This is a genomic window from Streptococcus alactolyticus (assembly GCF_042649785.1).
GTDB classification, from domain to species: domain Bacteria; phylum Bacillota; class Bacilli; order Lactobacillales; family Streptococcaceae; genus Streptococcus; species Streptococcus alactolyticus.
Genome location: NZ_JBHRZX010000006.1, coordinates 1 through 24,482 on the forward strand (window position 1 = coordinate 1; position 24,482 = coordinate 24,482).

The 24,482-nt window shown below is 41.2% G+C and carries 25 protein-coding genes and 4 pseudogenes; 27 read left to right on the top strand and 2 right to left on the bottom strand.

Annotated elements, in window-relative coordinates:
- Positions 1-158 precede the first annotated feature (158 nt).
- From ACFORE_RS01185 to ACFORE_RS01280, 20 genes and pseudogenes are all read left to right on the top strand, one after another.
- A complete protein-coding gene (locus tag ACFORE_RS01185; RefSeq protein WP_264879475.1) occupies positions 159-350 on the top strand; it encodes a helix-turn-helix domain-containing protein in 192 nt (63 codons plus the stop codon).
- Positions 351-358: 8 nt separating this feature from the next.
- Entirely contained in the window at positions 359-1,747 is a 1,389-nt protein-coding gene (locus tag ACFORE_RS01190; RefSeq protein WP_264879477.1) for a DHA2 family efflux MFS transporter permease subunit, read from the top strand.
- A 263-nt stretch (positions 1,748-2,010) separates the two neighbouring features.
- Positions 2,011-2,631, top strand: coding sequence for a DUF4230 domain-containing protein (locus ACFORE_RS01195; RefSeq protein ID WP_293789738.1), 621 nt, complete (start codon positions 2,011-2,013; stop codon positions 2,629-2,631).
- Between the two features lie 103 nt (positions 2,632-2,734).
- Entirely contained in the window at positions 2,735-3,262 is a 528-nt protein-coding gene (locus tag ACFORE_RS01200) for a YqeG family HAD IIIA-type phosphatase (RefSeq protein ID WP_380434906.1), read from the top strand.
- Positions 3,262-4,380: a ribosome biogenesis GTPase YqeH gene (gene yqeH / locus ACFORE_RS01205; protein WP_235281123.1), complete on the top strand. Its 1,119-nt coding sequence runs from the start codon at positions 3,262-3,264 to the stop codon at positions 4,378-4,380. The genes ACFORE_RS01200 and yqeH overlap by 1 nt, the downstream gene beginning before the upstream one ends.
- Before the next feature lie 17 nt (positions 4,381-4,397).
- Entirely contained in the window at positions 4,398-4,712 is a 315-nt protein-coding gene (gene yhbY / locus ACFORE_RS01210; RefSeq protein WP_380434907.1) for a ribosome assembly RNA-binding protein YhbY, read from the top strand.
- Between the two features lie 41 nt (positions 4,713-4,753).
- Positions 4,754-5,392 (top strand): nicotinate-nucleotide adenylyltransferase, encoded by a 639-nt coding sequence (locus ACFORE_RS01215; protein WP_154454788.1) that lies wholly within the window; start codon positions 4,754-4,756, stop codon positions 5,390-5,392.
- Positions 5,382-5,978, top strand: a complete 597-nt coding sequence (yqeK, locus tag ACFORE_RS01220) for a bis(5'-nucleosyl)-tetraphosphatase (symmetrical) YqeK (RefSeq protein ID WP_380434908.1) — start codon at positions 5,382-5,384, stop codon at positions 5,976-5,978. The genes ACFORE_RS01215 and yqeK overlap by 11 nt, the downstream gene beginning before the upstream one ends.
- Complete coding sequence (locus ACFORE_RS01225) at positions 5,975-6,487, top strand: cysteine hydrolase family protein (RefSeq protein WP_168260391.1); 513 nt, start codon at positions 5,975-5,977, stop codon at positions 6,485-6,487. The genes yqeK and ACFORE_RS01225 overlap by 4 nt, the downstream gene beginning before the upstream one ends.
- A complete protein-coding gene (gene rsfS, locus ACFORE_RS01230; protein ID WP_168260392.1) occupies positions 6,488-6,841 on the top strand; it encodes a ribosome silencing factor in 354 nt (117 codons plus the stop codon).
- Positions 6,842-6,947: 106 nt separating this feature from the next.
- Positions 6,948-7,685 (top strand): class I SAM-dependent DNA methyltransferase, encoded by a 738-nt coding sequence (locus ACFORE_RS01235; RefSeq protein ID WP_308526029.1) that lies wholly within the window; start codon positions 6,948-6,950, stop codon positions 7,683-7,685.
- A gap of 30 nt (positions 7,686-7,715) precedes the next feature.
- Positions 7,716-8,813 carry a nucleotidyltransferase gene (locus tag ACFORE_RS01240; RefSeq protein ID WP_154454784.1) on the top strand — a complete coding sequence of 366 codons (1,098 nt, stop codon included), beginning with the start codon at positions 7,716-7,718 and terminating at the stop codon, positions 8,811-8,813.
- Between the two features lie 179 nt (positions 8,814-8,992).
- Positions 8,993-9,778, top strand: a pseudogene (locus tag ACFORE_RS01245) (SDR family oxidoreductase).
- 173 nt (positions 9,779-9,951) lie between these two features.
- The gene (locus ACFORE_RS01250) at positions 9,952-10,668 is read left to right on the top strand and encodes a YebC/PmpR family DNA-binding transcriptional regulator (RefSeq protein WP_154454783.1); all 717 of its coding nucleotides are present in this window, start codon (positions 9,952-9,954) and stop codon (positions 10,666-10,668) included.
- Positions 10,669-10,852: 184 nt separating this feature from the next.
- The gene (locus ACFORE_RS01255; RefSeq protein WP_235280842.1) at positions 10,853-11,539 is read left to right on the top strand and encodes a gamma-glutamyl-gamma-aminobutyrate hydrolase family protein; all 687 of its coding nucleotides are present in this window, start codon (positions 10,853-10,855) and stop codon (positions 11,537-11,539) included.
- Positions 11,540-11,655: 116 nt separating this feature from the next.
- The gene (locus tag ACFORE_RS01260) at positions 11,656-12,495 is read left to right on the top strand and encodes an amino acid ABC transporter substrate-binding protein (RefSeq protein WP_204984316.1); all 840 of its coding nucleotides are present in this window, start codon (positions 11,656-11,658) and stop codon (positions 12,493-12,495) included.
- A 109-nt stretch (positions 12,496-12,604) separates the two neighbouring features.
- Entirely contained in the window at positions 12,605-13,510 is a 906-nt protein-coding gene (locus ACFORE_RS01265) for a MetQ/NlpA family ABC transporter substrate-binding protein (protein ID WP_154454780.1), read from the top strand.
- A gap of 95 nt (positions 13,511-13,605) precedes the next feature.
- Complete coding sequence (locus tag ACFORE_RS01270; protein ID WP_154454779.1) at positions 13,606-14,988, top strand: M20/M25/M40 family metallo-hydrolase; 1,383 nt, start codon at positions 13,606-13,608, stop codon at positions 14,986-14,988.
- A complete protein-coding gene (locus ACFORE_RS01275) occupies positions 14,969-16,033 on the top strand; it encodes a methionine ABC transporter ATP-binding protein (protein ID WP_204984228.1) in 1,065 nt (354 codons plus the stop codon). Before ACFORE_RS01270 ends, ACFORE_RS01275 begins: the two co-directional genes overlap by 20 nt.
- Entirely contained in the window at positions 16,034-16,726 is a 693-nt protein-coding gene (locus tag ACFORE_RS01280) for a methionine ABC transporter permease (RefSeq protein WP_168260398.1), read from the top strand.
- 75 nt (positions 16,727-16,801) lie between these two features.
- Here ACFORE_RS01280 and brnQ read toward each other — a convergent pair whose 3' ends face one another.
- On the bottom strand, positions 16,802-18,175 hold the full coding sequence (gene brnQ, locus ACFORE_RS01285; RefSeq protein ID WP_294426338.1) for a branched-chain amino acid transport system II carrier protein: 1,374 nt from the start codon (positions 18,173-18,175) through the stop codon (positions 16,802-16,804).
- 207 nt (positions 18,176-18,382) lie between these two features.
- On the opposite strand from brnQ, the gene sstT reads away from it, so the two are divergent.
- From sstT to ACFORE_RS01310, 7 genes and pseudogenes are all read left to right on the top strand, one after another.
- Positions 18,383-19,603 carry a serine/threonine transporter SstT gene (gene sstT / locus ACFORE_RS01290; protein ID WP_154454775.1) on the top strand — a complete coding sequence of 407 codons (1,221 nt, stop codon included), beginning with the start codon at positions 18,383-18,385 and terminating at the stop codon, positions 19,601-19,603.
- 153 nt (positions 19,604-19,756) lie between these two features.
- Positions 19,757-20,605: an SAM hydrolase/SAM-dependent halogenase family protein gene (locus tag ACFORE_RS01295; RefSeq protein WP_380434909.1), complete on the top strand. Its 849-nt coding sequence runs from the start codon at positions 19,757-19,759 to the stop codon at positions 20,603-20,605.
- 3 nt (positions 20,606-20,608) lie between these two features.
- A complete protein-coding gene (locus tag ACFORE_RS01300) occupies positions 20,609-21,157 on the top strand; it encodes an ECF-type riboflavin transporter substrate-binding protein (protein WP_154454773.1) in 549 nt (182 codons plus the stop codon).
- Between the two features lie 100 nt (positions 21,158-21,257).
- Positions 21,258-22,038, top strand: a pseudogene (locus ACFORE_RS08665) (ABC transporter ATP-binding protein); the annotation flags it as partial.
- A pseudogene (locus ACFORE_RS08670) lies at positions 22,023-22,103 on the top strand (hypothetical protein); the annotation flags it as partial. The pseudogenes ACFORE_RS08665 and ACFORE_RS08670, both read left to right, overlap by 16 nt.
- A gap of 33 nt (positions 22,104-22,136) precedes the next feature.
- Positions 22,137-22,934, top strand: a pseudogene (locus ACFORE_RS08675) (energy-coupling factor ABC transporter ATP-binding protein); the annotation flags it as partial.
- Positions 22,931-23,761 (top strand): energy-coupling factor transporter transmembrane component T family protein, encoded by an 831-nt coding sequence (locus tag ACFORE_RS01310; RefSeq protein ID WP_154454771.1) that lies wholly within the window; start codon positions 22,931-22,933, stop codon positions 23,759-23,761. The pseudogene ACFORE_RS08675 and the gene ACFORE_RS01310, both read left to right, overlap by 4 nt.
- Before the next feature lie 49 nt (positions 23,762-23,810).
- Here ACFORE_RS01310 and ktrA read toward each other — a convergent pair whose 3' ends face one another.
- A complete protein-coding gene (ktrA, locus tag ACFORE_RS01315; protein ID WP_380434910.1) occupies positions 23,811-24,482 on the bottom strand; it encodes a potassium uptake transporter gating subunit KtrA in 672 nt (223 codons plus the stop codon).

Sequence of the window (24,482 nt, forward strand, 5' to 3'; positions counted from 1 at the left end):
TTGTGATAAGATTTAGTTGTTCCATATGAACCCTTTCTAATGTGAGTTTCGTCGCTTTTCATTATAGGTCATAAGGGACTTTTTTTCTACACTAAAAAAGGCTCCATAATCTCTACAGTGGATTTACCCACTACAGAAATTATAGAGCCAAAAAAGAGTTGATTTACCGCCAAGTTTCGCAAAAAGATGCCCGCCAAAAATCGGTGCATCTGACTCAAAAAGCGCAAGATTTAGTAGCAGAATGTCGTTCGTATTTTCAACTCCAAGAAAAAGAGTTGGAAGAACGCTTTTCAGAAGACGAAATTGCCATTTTTGAGAAGATTTTAGATTATTATGTTAAGAAGAAGTAGGAGGAACCATGTCAGAAGAAAAAATTTCACCTAAAGTGATTCGAGCAGTTATTGCTGCTGGAATGTTATCCTTTTGTGGGGTGGTCGTTGAAACAGCGATGAACATCACCTTTCCAACTCTTATGAAAGAGTTTGGAATCACCACCTCAACTGTTCAATGGATGACGACAATCTACCTTTTGGTAGTGGCGTCAGTAGTGCCTTTATCAGCGTATTTGAAGCGTTCATTTAAGACAAAATCAGTCTTTTTGACAGCTAACTTACTGTTTATTTTGGGCGTGTTAATTGATAGCATTGCGCCAAGTTTTGCTTTGCTTTTGGTCGGGCGTGTCATTCAAGGGATTGGAGTCGGAATTGCGCTTCCTTTGATGTTTAATATTATTTTGGACCAAGTTCCAATGAGTAAAATCGGTACGATGATGGGTGTTGGAACTTTGATTACCGCTGTTGCTCCAGCGGTTGGACCAACATTTGGTGGATTTGTTTCATCACATTTTGGATGGCGTTTTATCTTTGTCTTGCTTACCCCGCTTTTGTTAATCTCTTTAATTTTAGGGGTAATATCTATTGAACAAAAAAATAAAGTGGCGCGTGAAAGTTTGGATTTAATTAGCGTTATAGCTATTCTTTGCTTATTTGTTGGGTTGATTTTAGGAATTAATAATTTGGCTGAATATGATTTCTTTAGTGTGCCTGTTTTAGGAGGATTGGCAGTTGGAATTGCTGGTCTTCTTGTCTTGGTAAAACGTTCTTCACATCTAGAACAGCCAATTGTTAACTTATCTATTCTTAAAAATGGTAAATTTGCTGGACATGTTATTGCTTTCTTCCTGTTTCAAATTGTCAATCTAGGAATGTCTTTTATTATCCCGAATTATATTCAGTTAGTAAATCATTCAAGTTCAACTGTCGCAGGTCTTTTAGTCTTTCCAGGAGCAATTATTGGTGCCTGCTTTGCACCATTTAGCGGCAGAATTTTAGATCGTTTAGGTGCTAAAAAGCCAATTATTTTTGGAGTTAGTCTGCTTGCCTTTGCTCTTTGTCTCTTTAGCATTTTGGCTTTGCATTTACCGAATACTTGGTTAACTGTTATCTATATTCTATCAATGGCAGGTACTGGAATTGCCTTTGGTAATATCATGACAAATGGTCAAAAACTAGTAACTTCAGACAAACGAGCAGATGCCAATGCTATCTTTAATACTTTGCAACAATTTGCTGGCGCAGTTGGAACGACCGTTGCATCCTTGGTTGTTGCGCTCAGTCAATCAAACACAAGTATCAGCTATGCAGAAGCAACGGCTAGAGGGTCACGAAATGCTTTTATCATTTTGCTTGTCTTAGCTGTTATTGAATTGATTATCCTATTTAGAGTTGTTGATGGTAAAGAAAATTAATTTTTTAGAGTGCTTTGTCACTCTTTTTTTGATGGATTTTCAAAAAATGTACAGAAGCGATTGACAAGCAAAAGACTTGAATATATACTATTTTAAGATAAAATTACATTCTATATTACAATAGTAAAAGTAGGTAGGATATGAAAAAGTTAGTAACTTCTTTGGCTGTTATTGTCGCTATAGTATTATTATTGCTAAATCCTTATTTAGCAATACTTGTTGTGGCGTTGCTTATTTGGTATTTGAAGAAATAGGAGAATAAGATGAAGATTTTGAAAAAGATATTTGGTTTCAAATTCACCGTTTATGTATGGGCAATAGCAATTGCTATTCTTGTTTTTATTGGAGCTTACTTCCTTGGAGTTTCAAATAGTAATTCTAAAGGAAATCAAACCACAGAATCATATTCAATGGTAAAATACATTGAAAAGGTGAATCAGGTTGTATTTTTGAATGTAGGAATTCAAAAAATAGATACTATTTCAAACGTCAAAAAAGTGTTTGGTTGGGAAATTCCATATTCTGAGAAAAAAGCAATCATTATTTTAAACTATTCAGCAAAGTTGGGAATTAAGCAACCTGTTTCAATTCAAGAAAATGGTGAGAATAGTTTCACAATTCATATACCAAAATTCGAAGTTATAGGAGTAGAATTAGACCCTGAAAATCCATATACACCATATGATAAAAATGGTGAATTTTTAAGTGCTTCTACAGAAGATGTAGATACAGGAGAAGCTGTTGCTAAAGGATTATCAAGTGATGAGCAAGAAGAATATTTAAAACAATATAAAGAAACAATTCAAGAATCTGCTGAAAATTACTATAATAATTTATTTCAATCAGTATATCCGGATTGCACACTTGAATTTGTTTATGATTAATTACAAATGAGCTCTGCTATTTCATAGTAAGAGCTTTTTCAATTCGCTATATTTTGTCAAATATGGTAGAATGAATAGTAGAATATATTTGTTGGAGAAGAATTTGAGTATAGACGATTATAGGCCAACCTTCGTAGTTGAGGCAGTTTATGATTTAAGAGCAGATGATTTGTTGCGACATGGGATTCATGCCGTTTTAGTGGATTTAGATAATACTTTAATTGCATGGAATAACCCTGATGGTACGCCTGAGGTGCGGGCATGGTTGGATGAGATGACGATGGCTGATATTGCTGTTGTGGTCGTGTCAAACAACAAACATTCCCGTGTCAATCGTGCCGTTTCTCGTTTTGGCGTGGACTTTGTGAGCCGTGCCATGAAACCATTCACACGTGGCATTAATAAAGCCATCAAGCGTTACGGTTTTGATCGTGATGAGGTGATTATGGTAGGGGACCAATTGATGACAGATATTCGTGCGGCTCACCGTGCTGATATTCAGTCTGTTTTGGTAAGACCTTTGGTTAAATCTGATGCTTGGAATACTAGAATTAATCGCTGGCGTGAACGCCGTGTTTGGGCCAAACTTGAAGAAAAATACGGAAAAATCCAATATCAAAAAGGAATTTAATGGAAGAATTAGTATGTATTGGCTGCGGAGCCAAAATTCAAACAGAAGATAAAGACAAAGCAGGCTACACCCCAAAAGCTGCCTTGGAAAAAGGGCTTGAAACAGGTGAATTGTATTGCCAAAGGTGTTTTAGACTGCGTCATTACAATGAAATCACAGATGTGCACATGACCGATGATGAGTTCTTGCAATTGTTGCACGAAGTGGGAGATAGTGATGCCCTTGTGGTCAATGTAGTGGACATTTTTGACTTCAATGGATCAGTTATCCCAGGTTTGCCACGCTTTGTTTCTGGCAATGACGTTTTGTTGGTTGGAAATAAAAAAGACATTTTACCTAAGTCTGTTAAAGACAGCAAGGTAACACAATGGTTGACAGAGCGTGCCCATGAAGAGGGCTTGCGTCCAGTAGATGTTATCTTGACTAGTGCTCAAAATCACCAAGCAATCAAAGACTTGATTGAGAAGATTGAAAGCTTGCGTCATGGGCGTGATGTCTATGTGGTGGGTGTGACCAATGTTGGTAAATCAACCTTGATCAATGCGATTATCAAAGAAGTCACAGGTGAAAAAGATATTATCACGACTTCACGTTTCCCAGGGACAACGCTTGATAAGATTGAAATTCCTTTGGACGATGGGAGCTATATCTTTGATACGCCAGGTATTATCCACCGTCATCAGATGGCGCATTACCTCAGTGATAAGAATTTGAAGTACATCAGCCCTAAAAAAGAAATAAAGCCAAAAACCTATCAGCTCAACCCTGAACAAACCTTGTTTTTAGCAGGTTTGGGACGTTTTGACTTCATTTCTGGGGACAAACAAGGATTTACCGCTTATTTTGACAATAATTTGAAATTGCATCGCACCAAATTAGCTGGAGCAGATGCCTTATACGATAAACACGTTGGTAGTCTTTTAACACCGCCAACAGACAAGGAATTAGCTGATTTTCCGCCATTAGTTCGTCACGAATTTACCATTAAAGATAAGATGGATATCGTGTATTCAGGGCTTGGTTGGATTCGTGTGAAAGCGTCAGCACAAAAGCCTGTGACCGTTGCAGCTTGGGCACCTGAAGGGGTTGCTGTCTTGCTCCGTAAGGCATTGATTTAACAAAAGAAAGGACCGTCATGCTAACATCAAAACAACGTGCTTTTTTGAAATCAGAAGCACATAGCTTGAAACCGATTGTACAAATTGGGAAAAATGGTCTAAATGACCAAATCAAGACCAGTGTTCGACAAGCTTTAGACGCTCGTGAATTGATTAAAGTAACCTTGCTTCAAAATACGGACGAAGATATTCATGAGGTTGCAGAAATTTTAGAAGAAGAAATTGGTTGCGATACGGTTTTGAAAATTGGGCGTATCTTGATTCTTTACAAGGAATCGTCTAAAAAACAAAATCGCAAACTATCACCAAAAGTAAAAGAGCTAAACAAATAAGCTCGTCGTTTAGGAAGTCGCCTGACTTGGAGGTCGTCACTATGGCAATAGAATTGCTAACACCCTTTACCAAAGTTGAGTTAGAAAAGAAAGAAAAAGACACAAATCGAAAACAAATTGGTATTTTAGGAGGAAATTTCAACCCTGTTCACAATGCCCATTTGGTTATTGCAGACCAAGTTCGCCAGCAATTAGGCTTGGACGAGGTTTTTCTCATGCCCGAATACCTACCGCCACACGTTGACCAGAAAGACACGATCGATGAAAAGCATCGTTTGAAAATGCTGGAATTAGCAATTGAGGGTATTGACGGTTTAGGCATTGAAACCATTGAATTGGAGCGTAAAGGGGTCAGCTATACCTATGAAACCATGAAACTGTTGACGGAAAAAAATCCTGATGTGGATTATTATTTCATCATCGGTGCAGATATGGTGGATTATTTGCCAAAATGGCACAAAATTGATGAACTTATCAAAATGGTGCAATTCGTCGGTGTGCAACGTCCAAAATACAAGGCAGGGACGTCTTATCCTGTGATTTGGGTGGATGTGCCTATGATGGATATCTCATCAAGTTTGATTCGTCACCAGTTTGAAAAAGGTTTGAAACCAAACTTTTTACTCCCTAAACCTGTGATTGATTATATTGAGAAAGAAGAGCTGTATCGTGACTTATGAGCAGTACACAGGGACGAGCCGTGAGGACTTGCTTTCCAAAATCAAGGCTGTCATGAGCGACAAGCGATTTAATCACGTTCTTGGGGTTGAACAGACAGCTATTGAATTGGCAGAGCGTTATGGCTACGATAAGGAAAAAGCAGGGCTCGCAGGTTTATTGCATGATTATGCCAAAGAGATTTCAGACCAAGAATTTTTAGACTTGATTGACAAGTATAATCTTGACCCAGAACTCAAAAAATGGGGCAACAATGTCTGGCATGGTATGGTCGGTATTTACAAGATTCAGGAAGATTTGGGCGTGACAGATAAGGATATCTTGCACAGCATTGAAACGCATACAGTTGGCTCAAGTCAGATGTCTTTGCTAGATAAGATTGTTTATGTGGCAGATTATATTGAGCCTGGTCGTCGTTTTCCTTTGGTGGAAGAAGCGCGTGCGATTGCCAAAGAATCATTAGATAAGGCAGTGGCTTATGAAACGCTTCATACCGTTGAGCACCTTGCACACCAAGCCTTTCCAATCTTCCCACAAACCATTGAAACTTATAATGCGTATGTTGGGTTTATGAAAGATGACAAATGAAAACAGCTCTGTTAGTGATTGATATTCAAACAGCCTTGATAGAGGCTAAACCGTATGCAGTTGATAACTGCTTGTCTGTCTGGCAAAAAGCAATCGCCACTTGTCGTGAGAAAAACATTGAGGTGATTTACGTCCGCCACAATGACGACGAACTACTAACAGGAAGTCATGGCTGGGAAATTTACGAAGCTATTGCTCCAGAAGTTGACGAGAAAATTTTTGATAAGCATTATAATAGTGCTTTTAAAAAAACTCATTTACAGACTTATCTGGATAGCCAATCTATTGATCAGCTGATTATCATTGGCATGGCAACGAATTATTGCATTGATACGACTGTTAAGGTGGCGTTTGAGTTTGGCTATGATTTGGTAGTTATTAAAAATGGCACGACTACCTTTGCTGAAAGAGAAATTACAGCAGAACAATTAATACAGCATTATGAAAGCACTTGGAATGGACGTTTTGCCCAAGTGGCTGATTTAGAAGAAATTTTAAAAGAGGATTAAATGGATAAAAAAGAATTACTAGAATTGGTTGTGAAAGCAGCTGATGAGAAACGTGCAGAAGATATGGTCGTTTTGGACCTTTACGGGTTGACTAGTGTGACTGATTATTTTGTAGTCGTGAGCGCTATGAACACTCGTCAATTGGATGCTATTGCTGAAAATATTCGTGAAAAAGTGAAAGAAGTCGCTGGTATAGCCAGCCATGCAGAAGGTGATAGTCGTACAGGTTGGGTACTTCTTGACCTTAATGATGTTGTTGTCCATATTTTCTCAGAAGACGAACGTGAACACTACAACATTGAAAAACTTTGGCACGAAGCTCCAATGGTGGATGTGTCAGAATACTTAGCTTAAAGAGAACCTTGCCGCTTGGCAGGGTTTTTGAAAACAAGAAGAAAGGAAAGATAGGCGAGCTAGCTCACAGCTTGTACCCGCATGACGGAACTATCAAAAGAGAAAAATGAACAAAAACTATCAAAAATTTGCTGAGGTTTATGATGCCATCATGGACGATTCCCTTTATGATAAATGGACTGATTTTTCGCTCCGCCATTTTCCCAAAAACAAGAAAAAACTCTTGGAATTGGCCTGCGGGACAGGTATCCAATCGGTGCGTTTCTCACAAGCGGGCTTTGATGTGACAGGGCTTGATTTGAGTGAAGAAATGTTGGACGTGGCTCGTCAGCGTGCTAAGGAAGCAGGCGAGGCTATTAATTTCAAACAGGGCAATATGTTGGATTTGTCGCAAGCTGGTCAATATGATTTGGTGACTTGCTATTCAGACTCGATTTGTTACATGGCTGACGAGGTTGAAGTTGGTGATGTCTTTAAACAAGTTTACGACTGTTTGAATGAGGACGGAGTATTCATCTTTGACGTGCACTCAACTTACCAAACTGATACCGTTTTTCCTGGTTATTCTTACCATGAAAATGCAGAAGAATTTGCCATGGTTTGGGACACTTATGCCGATGAAGCACCGCATTCTGTTGTCCATGAACTGACTTTCTTCTTGCAAGACGAGGATGGGCGTTTCACTCGCTATGACGAAGTTCACGAAGAACGCACCTATGAAATCCTGACCTATGACATTCTCTTGGAGCAAGCAGGTTTCAAATCATTAGAACTCTACGCTGATTTCGAGGACAGCAAACCTCAAGAAACCTCACAACGCTGGTTCTTTGTGTGTCAGAAGTGAGCAAACAAGTAAAGAATAAAAGGAGTTTCCATGACGGTTACTGGTATTATTGCGGAATTTAATCCCTTTCATAATGGGCATGGTTATCTGTTGTCGCAAGCTAAGGGCTTGAAGATTGTGGCTATGTCGGGCAATTTTGTCCAACGTGGCGAGCCTGCGATTGTGGATAAGTGGACGCGAGCTGAGATGGCACTGAAAAATGGCGCGGATTTGGTGGTGGAATTGCCGTTTTTAGTGGCTGTTCAAGCGGCAGATTATTTTGCGCAAGGGGCAGTTGACATGTTAGCCAGTCTTGGTGTGGATAACTTAACTTTTGGTACGGAAGAAATGTTGGATTATCAACACTTTTCACACATTTATGCCCAACATCACCAAGAAATGCAGGATTTTCTAAAACAATTGCCTGACGAGTTGTCTTATCCACAGAAAACGCAAAAAATGTGGGAAACCTTTGCTGGGGTTGATTTTACTGGTGATACGCCCAATCATATCTTGGGCTTGGCTTATGCCAAAGCGTGTGCAGGTAAAGCGATTAGGCTCAATCCTATTCAGCGTCAAGGAGCGGGTTATCATTCCTTGGAAACCGAGGTGGCTTTTGCGTCGGCGACCAATTTGCGTGTCCACAGACAAGACAAGGCCTTTGTGGATAAATTCATGCCCGATGCTGATTTGTTGCTGGATTCGCCACAAGCTAGTTGGGAAGATTATTTTGATTTTTTGGCCTACCAAATTACGACAAATCCCGATTTGACAAGGATTTTTCAGGTTAATGAGGAATTAGCCAACCGCATTCGCTCAGCTATTCGAACAGTGACGTCTGTGGAAGAATTGGTAGATAAGGTGGCCACTAAGCGTTACACAAAGGCTCGTGTGAGCCGTATTTTGGCTTATATTTTGGTTGGAGCTGTGGAAAAACCACTTCCCAAGGCCATTCATGTGCTTGGTTTTACTCTAAAAGGGCAAGAACACCTCAAAAAAGTTAAAAAATCAGTACCTATCGTGACGCGAATTGGCGCTAAACCTTGGGACGAGGTGACGCAACAAGCTGACCAAGTCTATCAGCTAGGTAACCCACAGTTGCCAGAGCAAACCTGGGGAAGAGTCCCTGTCAGAGTGGATAGAGAGTGATTTTAATAAACAAAGAAGTCAAGTGCTAGGCCACTTGACTTTTTTAAAACCAAATGTCAGCGATTTTTACCCTACCATGTTACAATGAGGGCATTAAGATTAATGGAGGATAGAAAAAGATGACGAGGATTGCAATTACAGGTGTGACGGGGCATTTAGGCGGTTTTGTGGCATAAGCCTTGTCTGATGCAGGAATTCCCGCACGGCACTTGGCACGCTCGCCAGAACGGGCACCAAAACTAGCAAAAGCTGAGGTGAAACAATGCCGTTATGAATACTCACCTCAAGCACTTGAGGCCCTTTCTGGCATTGAGGTTTTGTTCATGGTTTCGGATAAAGAGGCACCAAACCGCTTGCAAGAGCATTTGGATTTTATAGATGCTGCCAAGGAGGCTGGGGTTAAGCACATTATTTACACGTCTTTTTACAATGCTAGCCCAAAGGCGACTTTTACCTTGGCTCGTGACCATGCGGCAACCGAGCAATATATCAAAGAAAAAGGTCTGACTTATACCTTTTTGCGGGATAATTTCTACATGGATTTCTTTGTGGCATTGGCACAAGAATACGGTGAAATCAAAGGACCTGCTGGAAATGGCAAGGTATCTGCTGTTGTGCGTTCGGATGTTGCCAAAGTAGCGGTAGCTATTCTCAAAGACTCTGATAAATGGGCAAATCAAACCCTAGATATGACAGGACCTGAGGCATTAACTTTGTCAGAAATGGCAGAGCAGTTAAGCCATTTGCTAGGCAAAACAATCAGCTATGTTGAGGAAACCGTTGAAGAAGCTTACGCTTCACGCAAGGCTTGGCCAGCAGAAGATTAGGAATACGATGCTTGGGTGTCAACCTACACCGCCATTGCTAAGGACGAACAGGCAGGCTTATCAAATGCCGTAGAAAAAGTCTTAGGCACAAAAGCCACCTCACTAGCCCAATATGTCCAATCTATGCCAAAAGGATAGCCTAATCACGTTTTTTTAGGCCATCAGTATTTTACACCAGCCCGCCAAAGTGCTATAATAATAGGGATTACGAATTTAGCTGTGCTAGTTCAGTAGTTCAAGGATTGAGCGTTTGACGTCGTTCAACTCCATTTATTAAGCTAACAAAAAAATCTTTACAAAGGAGACTACCCATGGGACGTAAGTGGGCCAATATTGTTGCCAAAAAAACTGCCAAAGATGGTGCTAACTCTAAAGTTTATGCTAAATTTGGTGTTGAAATCTATGTAGCTGCTAAAAAGGGTGAACCAGACCCAGAATCAAACTCAGCCCTTAAATTTGTACTTGAGCGTGCAAAACAAGCCCAAGTGCCAAAACACGTTATCGACCGCGCCATTGATAAAGCAAAAGGTAATACAGACGAAACCTTCGTTGAAGGACGTTACGAAGGCTTTGGACCAAATGGTTCAATGATTATCGTGGACACTTTGACAAGTAACGTTAACCGTACAGCTGCTAACCTCCGTTCAGCATTTGGTAAAAACGGTGGTAACATGGGAGCAGCAGGTTCTGTATCATACCTTTTTGACAAAAAAGGGGTTATCGTGTTTGACGGTGACGATGCCGATGCTGTTTTTGAACAATTGCTTGAAGCAGACGTTGACGTTGAGGATGTTGAAGCAGAGGATGGTGTGGTAACAGTTTACACAGCACCAACTGACCTTCACAAAGGTATCGAAGCTTTGCGTGCCAACGGTATTGACGAATTCAAAGTGACTGAGCTTGAAATGATTCCACAATCAGAAGTCACTCTTGATGGTGAAGACCTTGAAGTCTTTGAAAAACTAATTGACGTTCTTGAAGATGACGAGGACGTGCAAAAAGTTTACCACAACGTTGCTGATTTTTAATCTATACACCACAAATACCACAAAAGATAGTCAGTTCTTATTACTGACTGTCTTTTTCGTTTTGAGTGATAGCTTTCTTTTATCTGAGTGATAATAAAAATCTATTGGAAAAGCGTGGCGTTTTGGTCTAAAATAGGGTTATTGTAATGAGCGAATCTCAAATAAAGGAAGGAGAGGATGTTAAATGAAGCAAGTCATTGTTGGGATTACAGGAAATGAAAAAGAAATACCAGAGATGTCAGGCATTCGTTTTGATACGGTGTCGCGTCATTTATCTGAAGGCGTTACCGCTGCTGGTGGCGTTCCTGTTATCATTCCAGTTGGGAGCCCAGCTCTTGCTAAAGCTTACATTGATATGATTGATAAGCTGATTTTATCTGGCGGTCAAAATGTGACACCAGCATTTTACGGTGAAGAAAAGACTATCGACAGTGACGATTACTTTTTGGAACGTGATGAATTTGAATTGGCTTTGATTAAAGAAGCCTTGCGTCAAAGAAAACCTATTTTTGCGGTTTGCCGAGGCATGCAGCTGCTAAATGTAGCATTAGGCGGTACCTTGAATCAAAACATAGACAATCATTGGCAAGAAGACGTTGAAGGTACCTCACATGAAGTGTCAGTTGTTCCCAACAGTCGTGTGAGCCATTTGGTCAAATCAGGTGCTTGGATTAATTCCTTTCATCGCCAAAGCGTTAAAGAGTTGGCACCTGACTTGGTTGCGACGGCGCGTGATACACGTGATGGCACGATTGAAGCTTATGAAAGCAAGAAAGGAGCTCCCATTTTAGGCATTCAGTGGCATCCTGAGTTGTTGCTAGACAGAACGGAGAGCCGCAACTTATTTCATTATTTGGTTCAAACATTATAAGTACAAAGCTGATGAAGGCGGCTTTTTCTTATTTTTCTTGCAATCAAATCAATTGTTATCTAGCGAGAGTGGTGTTAAGATAAAAGCGTCTTAAAAAAGGAAAGGAAGTTATGGATATGACATTTTGGAAAAAAGCATTAGGTGTGACAAGTGTGGTTTTGGCCTCAAGCCTTGTTTTAGCGGCTTGCTCGTCACAATCATCCTCTAAAAAATCAAGCGGTAAAGAAGAAGTGGTCTTTGCGACTGTCGGAACAACGGCCCCATTCTCATATGAAGACAACGGAGAATTGACAGGATACGATATCGAAGTTGCCAAAGCGGTCTTTAAGGATTCTGACAAATACAAGGTCACTTTCAAGAAAACCGAGTGGGCATCTATTTTTACAGGGATTGACTCAGGCAAATACCAAATGGCTGGTAACAATATCAGCTACACTAAAGAACGTGCCAATAAGTACCTCTTCTCTTACCCTATCGGCTCAACCCCATCTGTTTTAGTTGTGCCAAATGATAGTAAAATCACCTCTTACGATGATATTGGTGGTCACTCAACCCAAGTGGTTCAAGGGACAACAACTGCTGCACAATTGGAAAAATACAACCAAGAACACAGTAACGACACCGTTGACATCAATTATACTAACGAAAACATTACTCAAATGTTGACTAACTTGAACGATGGCAAGTATGACTTCAAGATTTTTGACGCCCCAACAGTTAATACAGTTATCAAAAACCAACAATTAACAAACTTGAAGACCATTGATTTGAAATCAGATGACCAACCTTACATCTACTTCATTTTCGGTGATGACCAAAAAGACTTGCAAACTTACGTCAACAAACGTCTTAAAACCTTACAAGAAAATGGTACCTTGTCTAAATTGGCAGAACAATACCTTGGTGGCGACTACACTCCAAGTGCAGATGATTTGAAATTGCCAACCTCTCATTAAAATGTGGTTATAGTTTTAAACTATAAATAATACTTGTTAATAACAATTTGAAACCTATATCCAAATAGGATACAATAAAATCACTTAGTAAATGAAAGAGGATATAGATATGAAATTGAAAAAGATATTTGGATTAGCAGGTGTGATTGCAGCATCAACAGTTTTATTGGCAGCTTGCGGAGGCAACTCAAAATCAGCATCAGATGACTCAACACTTAAAGTTGGAATCATGACATTGGATGATAGCACAGAACCTGTTTGGGATGAAATCACAGAATTGGCTGAAAAGAAAGGTGTTAAAATCAAATTGGTTGAGTTTACAGATTACAACCAACCAAACGAAGCCCTTCAAAATGGGGAAATTGATGTCAACGCCTTCCAACACAAATATTTCTTGAGTAACTGGAACAAAGAAAATGACGGCACTATCGTTGAGGTAGCTGATACCTTTCTTAGCCCAATCCGTTTGTTCTCAGGAACAAAAAATAACGGTGATGCTAAGTACACAGATGTTGTAGATATTCCAGATAAAGCGACTATCTCAGTGCCAAACGATGCGTCAAACGAAAGCCGTGCCCTTTACTTGCTTCAATCAGCTGGTTTGATTAAATTGGATGTTTCAGGTAATGAGTTGGCAACTATCAAAAACATTTCATCAAATCCAAAGAATTTGGATATCAAAGAAGTGGATGCTGCACAAACAGCTTCAACACTTAACTCAGTAGATGCGGCAGTTATCAACAACTCTTATGCCCAATCTGCAAATGTTAACTATGATACAACTCTTTACACAGAACCAATCGATGATAATTCAGACCAATGGATTAACGTGATTGCAGCCCAAAAAGATTGGAAGAAATCAGACAAGGCTGACGCCATTGAAACTTTGGTATCTGTTTATCAAACAGATGAAGTTGGTAAGGAAATCGAAAAAGCATCAAACGGTATCGATATTCCTGCTTGGAAAGGTGCTAAAACATCATCAACTTCTGAATCGTCATCATCAAATGAATGAGCCAAAAGATAAGAATCAGGTGTGTTCTTAACACACCGATTTTCTTTGTAGGCGGTATTTCTGAGTAAAATGTGAGCGTTGTGAAAGGTAGCAAAATGGTCGTAAACGAAAATGAGCAATTAGAAAAATTTTATCAAGATGAACTCACACAGTATTATTTTGAAGCGCTGGGGCGTTTGATTGCCAAAAAATCCATCTTCGCTCAACAGATTGGTTTGGCTGAGGTTGCGGGTGAGTTGGGGCAGTTGTTTACAGAAGCTGGTGCTGAGGTGACAATTGACGATATCTGTACGGCACCGCTGGTTTTGGCTCGATTTAAGAGTAGTCATCCTGAAGCTAAAACCATCATTTTTTACAATCATTATGATACGGTGCCTGCTGATGATGACCAACCGTGGACATCCAATCCATTTGAATTGACGGTTCGTGATGGGTATATGTACGGTCGCGGTGTGGATGATGACAAAGGACACATTACCGCGCGTTTGACTGCCGTTCAAAAGTACCGTCGTCAGCACGGTGATTTACCTGTCAATGTGATTTTTCTCATGGAAGGGGCAGAAGAATCGGCTTCTGTTGGTTTAGAAACCTACCTGGAAAAATATGCTGATGAATTGCGTGGTGCGGATTTGTTGGTTTGGGAACAAGGCATTTCAAATGCTAAAGGACAAATCGAGATTTCAGGTGGAACCAAGGGCATTGTGACCTTTGATATGGTCGTGGATTCAGCGAAAATTGATATTCATTCGAAATTTGGTGCGGTGATTGATACAGCAACGTGGTACTTGCTCAAGGCGATTACATCCTTACGAGATGATGAGGGACGCTTGCTAGTGGATGGCATTTACGACCAGGTGACACCGCCAAATGAACGAGAGTGGCAATTGGCTTTGGAGCACGCTAATTTAGACCCTGAGCGTTTGCAGGACTTGTATGGATTGACCTTGCCGCTATTGACCAAAGATACAGAATCATTAGTGAAAACCGTCTTTTTTGAGCCTGCTATTACCATTGAAGGCATAACGTCAGGCTATCAAGGGCAAGGGGTTAAAACGATTTTACCATCAAAAGCAAGATCTAAGATGGAAGTTCGCTTGGTACCTGGCTTGGATCCAAAAGAAACCCTTGCTCACATTAGAAAGCATTTGGACAAACACGGTTTTGAACAAGTGGAATTGATTTACACCTTGGGTGAAAAGGCTTATCGTAGCGATATGTCAGACCCTGCTATTTTAAATGTCATCGAGATTGCCAAGGCATTTTCACCAAATGGAGTATCTGTCTTGCCAACCACTGCGGGAACAGGCCCAATGCACCAAATCTTTGAAGCCTTGGAAGTTCCAATTGCGGCATTTGGAATTGGTAATCCAAATAGTAGCGACCATGCTGGCGATGAAAATGTAAAATTAGCTGATTACTACACCCACATTGAGATGATTGAGGAGTTAATTAAGAGTTATGACAAAACCCATTATTAAACTAGAAAATATTGACATTACCTTTTATCAGAAAAGACGCACCATTGAAGCGGTGAAAGACGTTTCTATCACGATTAACAAGGGCAATATCTATGGTATCGTTGGGTATTCAGGTGCAGGAAAATCGACTTTAGTGCGTACGATTAACCTGCTACAACCACCAACGTCTGGTACAATTACCATTGGAGATGATGTGACCTTTTCAGATGGTCAGGTGCAGTTAAAAGGAGCTAAATTACGCCAAAAACGCCAAAAAATTGGAATGATTTTCCAACATTTCAATTTGATGGCTCAAAAAACGGCGCGTCAAAATGTGGCTTTTGCCCTTAGACATTCATCTTTGTCTAAAGAAGAAAAAGACAAAAAAGTGTCGGAATTGTTGGAGTTGGTCGGCTTGTCAGAGCGTGCGGAGAATTACCCGTCACAATTATCGGGTGGTCAAAAACAGCGTGTGGCGATTGCGCGTGCCTTGGCAAATGACCCTGAAATCTTGATTTCAGACGAATCAACCTCGGCCTTAGACCCTAAAACCACCAAGCAAATTTTGACCTTGTTGCAAGATTTGAACCAAAAATTGGGCTTGACGGTTGTGATGATTACGCACGAAATGCAAATTGTGAAAGACATTTGCCACCGTGTTGCCGTGATGCAAAATGGGCATTTGATTGAAGAGGGTTCTGTTTTGGACATTTTTACTAGTCCAAAAGAAGCTTTGACCCAAGAATTTATCAAAACGGCTACGGGCATTGATGAAGCTTTGGTGAAAATCGAAAAACAAGACTTCATCCAAACCTTGCCAAAAAATGATTTATTGGTGCAATTAAAATACTCAGGAAGGTCAACTGATGAGCCTATCCTTAATCAAATTTACAAAGAGTTTGAAGTAACGGCAAATATCCTTTATGGGAATATCGAAATCTTGGCGGATACTCCAGTGGGTGAGATGATTGTGGTCTTATCAGGTGAGCCTGATGCCCTTATGGGAGCCCAAAAAGCGATTGTAAAAGCTGGAATTGATTTGACTGTTTTGAAACGAGGTGCTTAAATGACAGAATGGATTGAAACCTATTTACCAAATGTTTACCGCATTGGCTGGGAGGGAACGAATTCTTGGCCAGACGCGATTTACGCGACCCTTTACATGACAAGTATTTCTTTTGTCGTGGGTGGGCTTTTAGGATTGATTGTTGGCTTGTTTTTGGTGTTAACAGGACCCAATGGGGTCATCGAAAACAAGGTGGCATTTCAAATTCTAGATAAAATCACATCTGTTTTCCGTGCCATTCCGTTCATTATTTTGCTAGCGATTATTGCCCCAGTAACTTACTGGATTGTAGGGACAAACCTTGGTATGACAGCTGCTTTAGTACCTCTATCAGCAGCGACCTTTCCTTTCTTTGCTCGTCAGGTACAGGTGGTCTTGGCTGAACTTGACCAAGGGGTGATTGAAGCTGCTCAGGCCTCAGGAGCAACTCTTTGGGATATTATTAAGGTTTACCTAAGCGAAGGGTTGCCAGACCTTATTCGCGTGTCAACAGTGACCTTGATTTCACTTGTCGGAGAAACGGCTATGGCTGGTGCTATCGGTGCTGGAGGACTTGGTTACATTGCCATTTACTATGGTTACAACCGTTCAAATACCGATGTGACCTTGGTGGCAACCTTACTCATTCTCATTTTGATTTTCTTGATTCAATTTATCGGAGATTTCCTGACCAATAAATTAAGCCACAAATAAAAAGAAGGTGCTTGGCATCTTCTTTTTTGATGCACACAAAAACACCCAAGCGCCTTTAGCTTGGGTGTTAGCAGGTTAATTTTTTTGAACTCTTTGAACGATGACGCCAAGGATAAATCCAACGACGGCAAAGCTAATCCAACCCATTGAGAATTGACCAAGTGGGACAACGCTGGTAAAGAAGTATACCACTCCGTTTGGTAGGTTAAACAAACCAGTCATGGCTGAAAGGGTAGATAAAGCATCGTAAAGAGCAGGAATCATGGTGAATGCGATTGTCAAGCGATAGACAATCGGGCTATTTTGGAAGAATTTAGAGCAAAGCACCAAGAGAACGATAGCGATTGTTAATGGGTAAAGAAGGTAAAGCACAGGGAGTGACCATTTGATGAGTTCAGATAAGCCACCGAAGTAAAAGACTAAAGCAATCAAGGTAAAGATGGTTGCCCAGCTAACGTGCGATACTTTTGGTTGCAATTTATGGAAGTACTCCGCACAAGCTGTGATAAGTCCTGTTGCTGTTGTCAAACAAGCTAGGAAAATAGCCAAGGCTAATACCACTTGTCCGATATTACCAAGGTAAAAATGCGCTGACTGACTAAGAACATTTCCACCGTCAACAGGGGCACCGTTAAGCATGAATTGACCATCAGTAAAGCTAAAAAGGTTTTGTGATGTTGCCCCGATGCGTGCCACAAAGATGTAGATAAGTGCCAAAAGAACAGTAGCAATGATACCTGATTTGAAGGTTAGTCCAGCGACTTCAGATTGAGTCTTAGCACCGTGTTGCTTGCTGGCATCAATAACGATAATGGCAAAGGCTAGTGAAGCAAGGGCGTCCATGGTACCGTAACCTTGGATAAGTCCAGCGACAAATGGCACATCTTTGAAAGCATTGCTGATGTCATTAGCTGCATTGTGAGCTACTCCAATATCACCAGCTGGTTTGATAAAGGAAGCCACCACCAAAACAGCAATGATAATCAAAAGAGCAGGCGTCAAATATTTCCCAATACGGTCTGCGATTTTGCTTGGTCTGATCGCCAAGAGGTAAGATAAACCAAAGAAGAGCAAACCATAAACGATTTTGGCAATGAGATTGTCACCAAAGATGGGTTGGATACCAACTGAGAATGATGTTGCCCCCGTTCTTGGAATAGCAAAGAAGGGACCAATTGAAAGGTAAAGGGCAATTGAAAAGAGCAGGGCATAGCGTTTTGAAACAGGTCGAACGAAGTCCTCCACGTCACTCGCCCCAGAGCGTGCAACAGCCACCACACCCAACAATGGCAAAGTAACTCCAGTCAAGCAAAAGCCGATAATGGCAAGCGCCAAATTGCTTCCAGAGTAAATCCCTAAAAAGGCTGGGTAAATCAAGTTAGCTGCCCCAAAAAACAGAGCAAATAACATAAATCCTATGATGACATAGATATTTTTAAAGGTTTTCATAATCTCCTCCTCGTTAAGAGATATATTAAAGTTGAGACAATTATAATTTAAAGAAATGTCTGACAATTATTATATCGAACGGATTCTTAACCGTCAATAGTCGTGAATTGGCAATTGCAAAATGGGGTATGAGGGGCAAGCATCGTTTGACGAAGCCCTTGTTTTATATTATGATAAGAAAGTTATTTCGTTATGAAGGGAGTTTCTATGAGACATTTTATCAGTGTTTGGAATAGGACCAGTTTAATCAAACGCATTGTCATCGGGGTGGTGCTTGGTTTGCTTTTGGGAATGCTGATTCCTAAGGTGAGTGTCATCGGTCTGTTGGGAGATTTATTTGTTGGTGGTTTGAAAGCTATTGCGCCTTTGCTTGTTTTTGCTTTGGTGGCAAATGCCTTGTCACAACACGAAAGAGGTAAGCGAACCAATATGTCCACCGTTATCGGACTTTATCTGATTGGGACCTTGGCGGCAGCCCTTGTGGCCGTTATGGTCAACTACCTTTTCCCGCTAACTTTGACTTTAGACGGCGTGAGTGATAGCAATTTATCGGCACCAGAAGGGATTGCACAGGTCTTTAAGGACTTGTTGCTCAAGATTGTGGATAACCCTGTGAATGCCGTGGCTTCTGCCAATTACATCGGGGTCTTGGCTTGGGCGGTCATTTTTGGTCTAGCCTTGCGAAATGTCAGCCCACAAACCAAAGAATTGCTTCAAACAACGGCAGAAGTGACGTCACAAGTGGTGCGTTGGATTATCAATTTAGCGCCGCTTGGTATTCTAGGTTTGGTGTTTAAAACCGTTTCTGACAATGGGGTTGGGATTTTGGCCAATTATGGGATGTTGATTGTGACCTTAGTTGGTACCATGCTTTTTGTTGCCTTGGTGGTCAATCCGCTCATCGCCTTTATCATGATTCGTGAAAATCCTTATCCGCTGGTCTTTCGTTGCCTGCGTGAATCGGGCTTGACTGCCTTTTTCACGAGAAGTTCAGCTGCCAACATTCCTGTCAATATGAAACTGTGTGAGGACTTGGGCTTGGATGAGGACACTTATTCGGTTTCTATTCCGCTGGGAGCAACGATTAACATGGCTGGTGCAGCGATTACCATCAATATTTTGACCTTGGCTGCTGTTAATACCTTGGGGATTCATGTTGATTTTCCAACTGCCTTTTTGCTCAGCGTGATATCTGCCATTTCAGCTTGTGGGGCTTCAGGTGTTGCTGGCGGTTCTTTGTTGCTCATTCCCGTTGCTTGTAGCTTATTTGGCATTTCAAATGATATTGCCATGGAAGTTGTCGGCATTGGCTTTATCGTCGGTGTGGTACAAGATTCTTGCGAAACAGCTTTGAATTCATCAACCGACGTTTTATTTACCGCTGTGGCAGAAAAATCCGTTTGGGGCAAAGGAAAAGCCAACCAATAGAAAAAACGAACAATACTGTCTGAGATAGCGCTTATCTCAGGCTTTTTTTGTCTATTTGGCAAATGGCTAGCGCTTCCAAAAGAAAATCTGCTTTAAAATAGCCCTAGTTTATGTTAAAATAAAGCAACATCAAAAAGGAGAAAAAAGACTATTTTGACAGATCATCTACTTGTTTTGCAATCAGATTTTGGTCTGGTTGACGGATCCGTTGCGGCTATGGTTGGGGTAGCTTTGCAAGAAGACCCAACTTTGAAAATCCATAATTTAACGCACGAAATCACTCCTTACAATATTTTTGAAGCCTCTTACCGTTTGTTCCAAACGGTGGAATATTGGCCTGAAGGCACTACTTTTATCTCTGTTGTTGACCCTGGAGTTGGCTCAAAACGTAAAAGTGTGGTGGCTTTGACCGAAAACAATCAATACATCGTGACTCCTGACAACGGTACCTTGACGTACATCAAAACCCATGTGGGTATCAAGGCTATTCGTGAAATTTCAGAAGTCAAAAATAGACGCCAAAACACCGAGTATTCTTACACTTTCCACGGTCGTGATGTCTATGCCTATACAGGTGCTAAATTAGCCAGCGGGCACATCACTTTTGAAGAAGTTGGACCAGAATTGCCCGTGGATGCTGTGCTCGAATTGCCTGTTGTTGAAACGGTGATTGGGGACAATTTTGTTTGTGGAGCTGTGGATATCTTGGATGTGCGTTTTGGGTCTTTGTGGACATCTATCAAACGTGAAGATTTCTACACCTTAGAACCTGAATTTGGTGACCGCTTTGAAGTGACCATTTCCAACAACGATATGTTGGTTTATCAAAATCAAGTCACCTATGGCAAATCTTTTGCGGATGTTCGCATTGGTCAGCCAATTCTCTATATCAATTCTCTTTACCGTGTTGGTTTAGCCATTAACCAAGGTTCTTTTGCCAAAGCTTATAATGTCGGTGTGGGTTCAAACTGGCATATCGAAATTAAAAAATTAGGAGGGTAGTTCATGACAAATCAATCAATCAAAACCGTTGTTGCGACAGGAATTGGGGCTGCTTTGTTTATCATCATCGGGACTTTAGTCAACATCCCAACGCCAATTCCAAACACGAATATCCAGCTGCAGTATGCTGTGATTGCCCTCTTTGCGATTATTTATGGTCCAACGGTTGGCTTTTTCTCAGCCTTTATCGGACACGCCCTAAAAGACGCCCTTCAATACGGTTCTCCGTGGTGGACTTGGGCTTTAGTTAGTGGCTTGATTGGACTAGCTATTGGCTTGTTGTCAAAACGCATCAATATTGAGAAAAATCCCTTAACTGCTAAGGATTACGTTTTGTTTAATGTGGTGCAAATTCTTGCGAATGTCGTGGGCTGGGGGATTATCGCACCTTATGGTGACATTTTGATTTACAGCGAACCAGCCAATAAAGTCTTTGCACAAGGATTTTTATCTGCTTTTATCAATAGTTTGACGATTGCTATCGGTGGTTCTTTACTGCTTGCTGTCTATTCACGTACACGGACACAATCAGGCAGTTTGACCAAAGACTAGACGGTCTGACAAGCTATTTTAGCTAACGAAGGAGTGGGGTGCACATTGATGGGTAAAATCATGACAACATCCCACTTTTATTATTTTTTAGGAGAATCATATGAAGCCCTTTATACAATTTAAGGATTTCACGTTTAAATACGATGTTCAAGCGGAGCCAACGTTAAAGGCCATTGACTTGACGATTGAAAAAGGTCAAAAGGTCTTGATTGTAGGTGCTTCAGGGTCAGGCAAATCCACTATTGGTCATTGTTTAAATGGCATTATCCCAAACATTCACCAAGGGGAAAAAATAGGTCAGCTACTTATTGATGGTCAGGATGTTTTTGACCAATCGGTTTATGATAAATCCCGCTTGGTTTCCACTGTGTTGCAGGATCCAGATGGGCAATTTATCGGTTTAACTGTGGCGGAGGACTTGGCTTTTTCACTGGAAAATGACTGTGTGCCTTTGCCAGAAATGCAGTCCAAGGTTCAATCTTGGGCGGAGCGCTTGGATTTGACGGCCTTTTTGCAGCATCGTCCACAAGATTTGTCAGGTGGGCAAAAGCAGCGCGTGAGTTTGGCTGGGGTCTTGATTGACGAAAGTCCGATTTTGCTATTTGACGAACCTTTGGCTAACCTTGACCCCAAGTCTGGTCAGGAAACCATTGATTTGATTGACCGCATTCACAAGGAAGAAGAAGCGACGACTATTATTATCGAGCATCGCTTGGAGGACGTGCTTTACCGACCTGTGGATAAGATTGTCTTGGTCAATGACGGACACATTCTTTTTGACGGCGATCCAGACAGCCTTTTAAAAACGGATTTGCTGATGGAAAATGGGATCCGCGAACCGCTTTACATCACGGCTTTGAAAGATTTGGGTGTGGATATTGAAGCCATGGACAATTTATCACGCATTGCAGATCTCAAACTTCCCCAAATCACCTTGGAGTCGCACGGATTTGCTGACAAGCAGCCAACGAAAGCACCGCTGCTCAGTGTGCAAAACCTAACCTTTGCCTACCAAAAAGACCAGCCAGTGCTAAAAGGAATGATCCTAGATGTCCACAAGGGGGAACGCATTGCCATTGTCGGCAAGAACGGTTCAGGCAAATCAACCCTTGCCAAAGCCATCTGCCAATTTATCACACCAGATGGGGATATTTTCTACCAAGGCCAATCCGTCATGTCTGATTCCATCAAGGAACGTGCTGAAAAGATTGGTTATGTCTTGCAAAATCCCAATCAAATGATTAGCCAAACCATGGTCTTTGACGAAGTAGCACTAGGCCTTCGCCTACGTGGGATTGACGAGGCTAGTGTGGAGCAGCGTGTCCTTGACACCTTGAAAATCTGTGGCTTATTTCCTTTTCGAAAATGGCCTATCTCAGCCTTGTCTTTTGGGCAAAAGAAACGCGTCACCATCGCTTCGGTCCTTGTGATGAATCCAGAAATTCTCTTGCTGGATGAACCAACAGCAGGGCAAGACAAGAAGAATTATACTGAGATTATGACCTTCTTGGACGAATTGAGCCAAGCAGGGCATACGATTATGATGATAACGCATGATATGCAACTGATGCTGGAACATTCAGACCGCAGTGTGGTGATTAGTGATGGGCAGATTATTGCAGATTGTTCCCCAGTCGCCTTATTTAGTCAACCGTCTATTTTAAAACAAGCCAATCTTAAAAAGACCAGCTTATTTAAGCTGGCTGAGGTTTTGGGTGTGGACCCCATTGATTTGACGCATTATTACATTGAACAACAAGGAGGCAATCCGCTATGACAAATCGCCTGATTGGTTTTCAAAGTGGTCGTGGTTTTCTCTACTCCCTGTCAGGTGCCAGCAAACTCATTTTCTTTATTTTGGTTTCTGTTGCCTGCATGACCACTTACGACACCCGTTTGATTTTGGCTATCGGTATTTTTTCGGTTTTACTATTTAAAATGGCGGGCATTCGTTGGCACCAAGTGTCCTTTGTCATCACCTTTGTTGCTGTTTTTGCCTTGTTAAATGTTTTGATGGTTTACCTGTTTGCCCCAGATTACGGGGAAATGATTTACGGTAGCAAGATCATTTTATGGCAAGGCATCGGGCGGTTTAACCTCACGGCTCAGGAACTTTTTTACCTGTTTAATTTGGCCTTGAAGTATTTTTGTACCGTACCGCTGGCCATCTTGTTCTTGATGACCACTCATCCCAGCCAATTTGCCTCTAGTCTTAATCAGATTGGGGTGCCTTATAAAATTGCTTACGCGATTAGCTTGACTTTGCGTTATATTCCTGATGTGCAGGAAGAATTTTACATGATTCGTATGTCACAAGAAGCGCGTGGCTTGGAATTGTCTTCGAAAGAATCACTAGTTAAGCGCATAAAAGGCAACCTGCAAATCGTCATTCCCATTATCTTTAGTTCCCTAGAACGCATTGACACGGTATCGACAGCTATGGCGCTGCGCCGTTTTGGGAAAAATAAAAAACGCACTTGGTACACTTACAAGCAATTAACCAGAGATGATTTTCTAACCATTCTCTTGGCGCTCGTGATTGTTGGAGTGAGCCTTTGGCTCTTTCATCTCAACGGTGGCCGTTTTTACAATCCATGGCACTAAAAAGAATCTTATCATCATGCCCTTTTGGGACTGGTGATAAGATTCTTTTTTATTTCAAATACCCTAAATAATCGAATTTTTCAAAGGTGTTGTCACTAGCGATGGCAACCACTTCGGTATTAGGCTCAAAGACCTCACTAGGATTGATATCGGTATCAAGCGTGGTCAGATTTTTTCTGCGAATACCAATCAAGTTCAAGTCGTATTTGTTGCGTAAATCTAGTTGAATCAGATTTTTACCCACCCAAGAATCTGGAATGGAAAATTCAATCATAGACACCGTATCTTCCAAATGCACGATGTTATCAATGCGGTGGCGGAGCATATTTGAGGAAACGGTTTTTCCCGAATCACGCTCAGGAGTGATGACCTTGGTTGCTCCGATGCCATAAAGCACTTCTTCGTAAGTGGCATTTTTGGCCTTGGCTAAGATGGTTTTGACCCCTAATTTTTTACAATGCATGATGGCTAGGACAGAAGATTCTAAACTAGTTCCTGTCGCAATCACCACCTTGTCACATTGGGCGATGCCCACCGCTTTTAAAAATTCAATATCGGTGATGTCACCAACAGCGGCCTTGCTGACAAATTCTGCCACGTCTTGGACGCTGTTTTCCTTGCAATCCACGGCGATGACGTCTTGTTCAAATTTGCTGAGTTCTTCAGCGACTGTGCGACCAAAAATCCCTAAACCAAGGACACCAATAATTTTTTTCGTCAT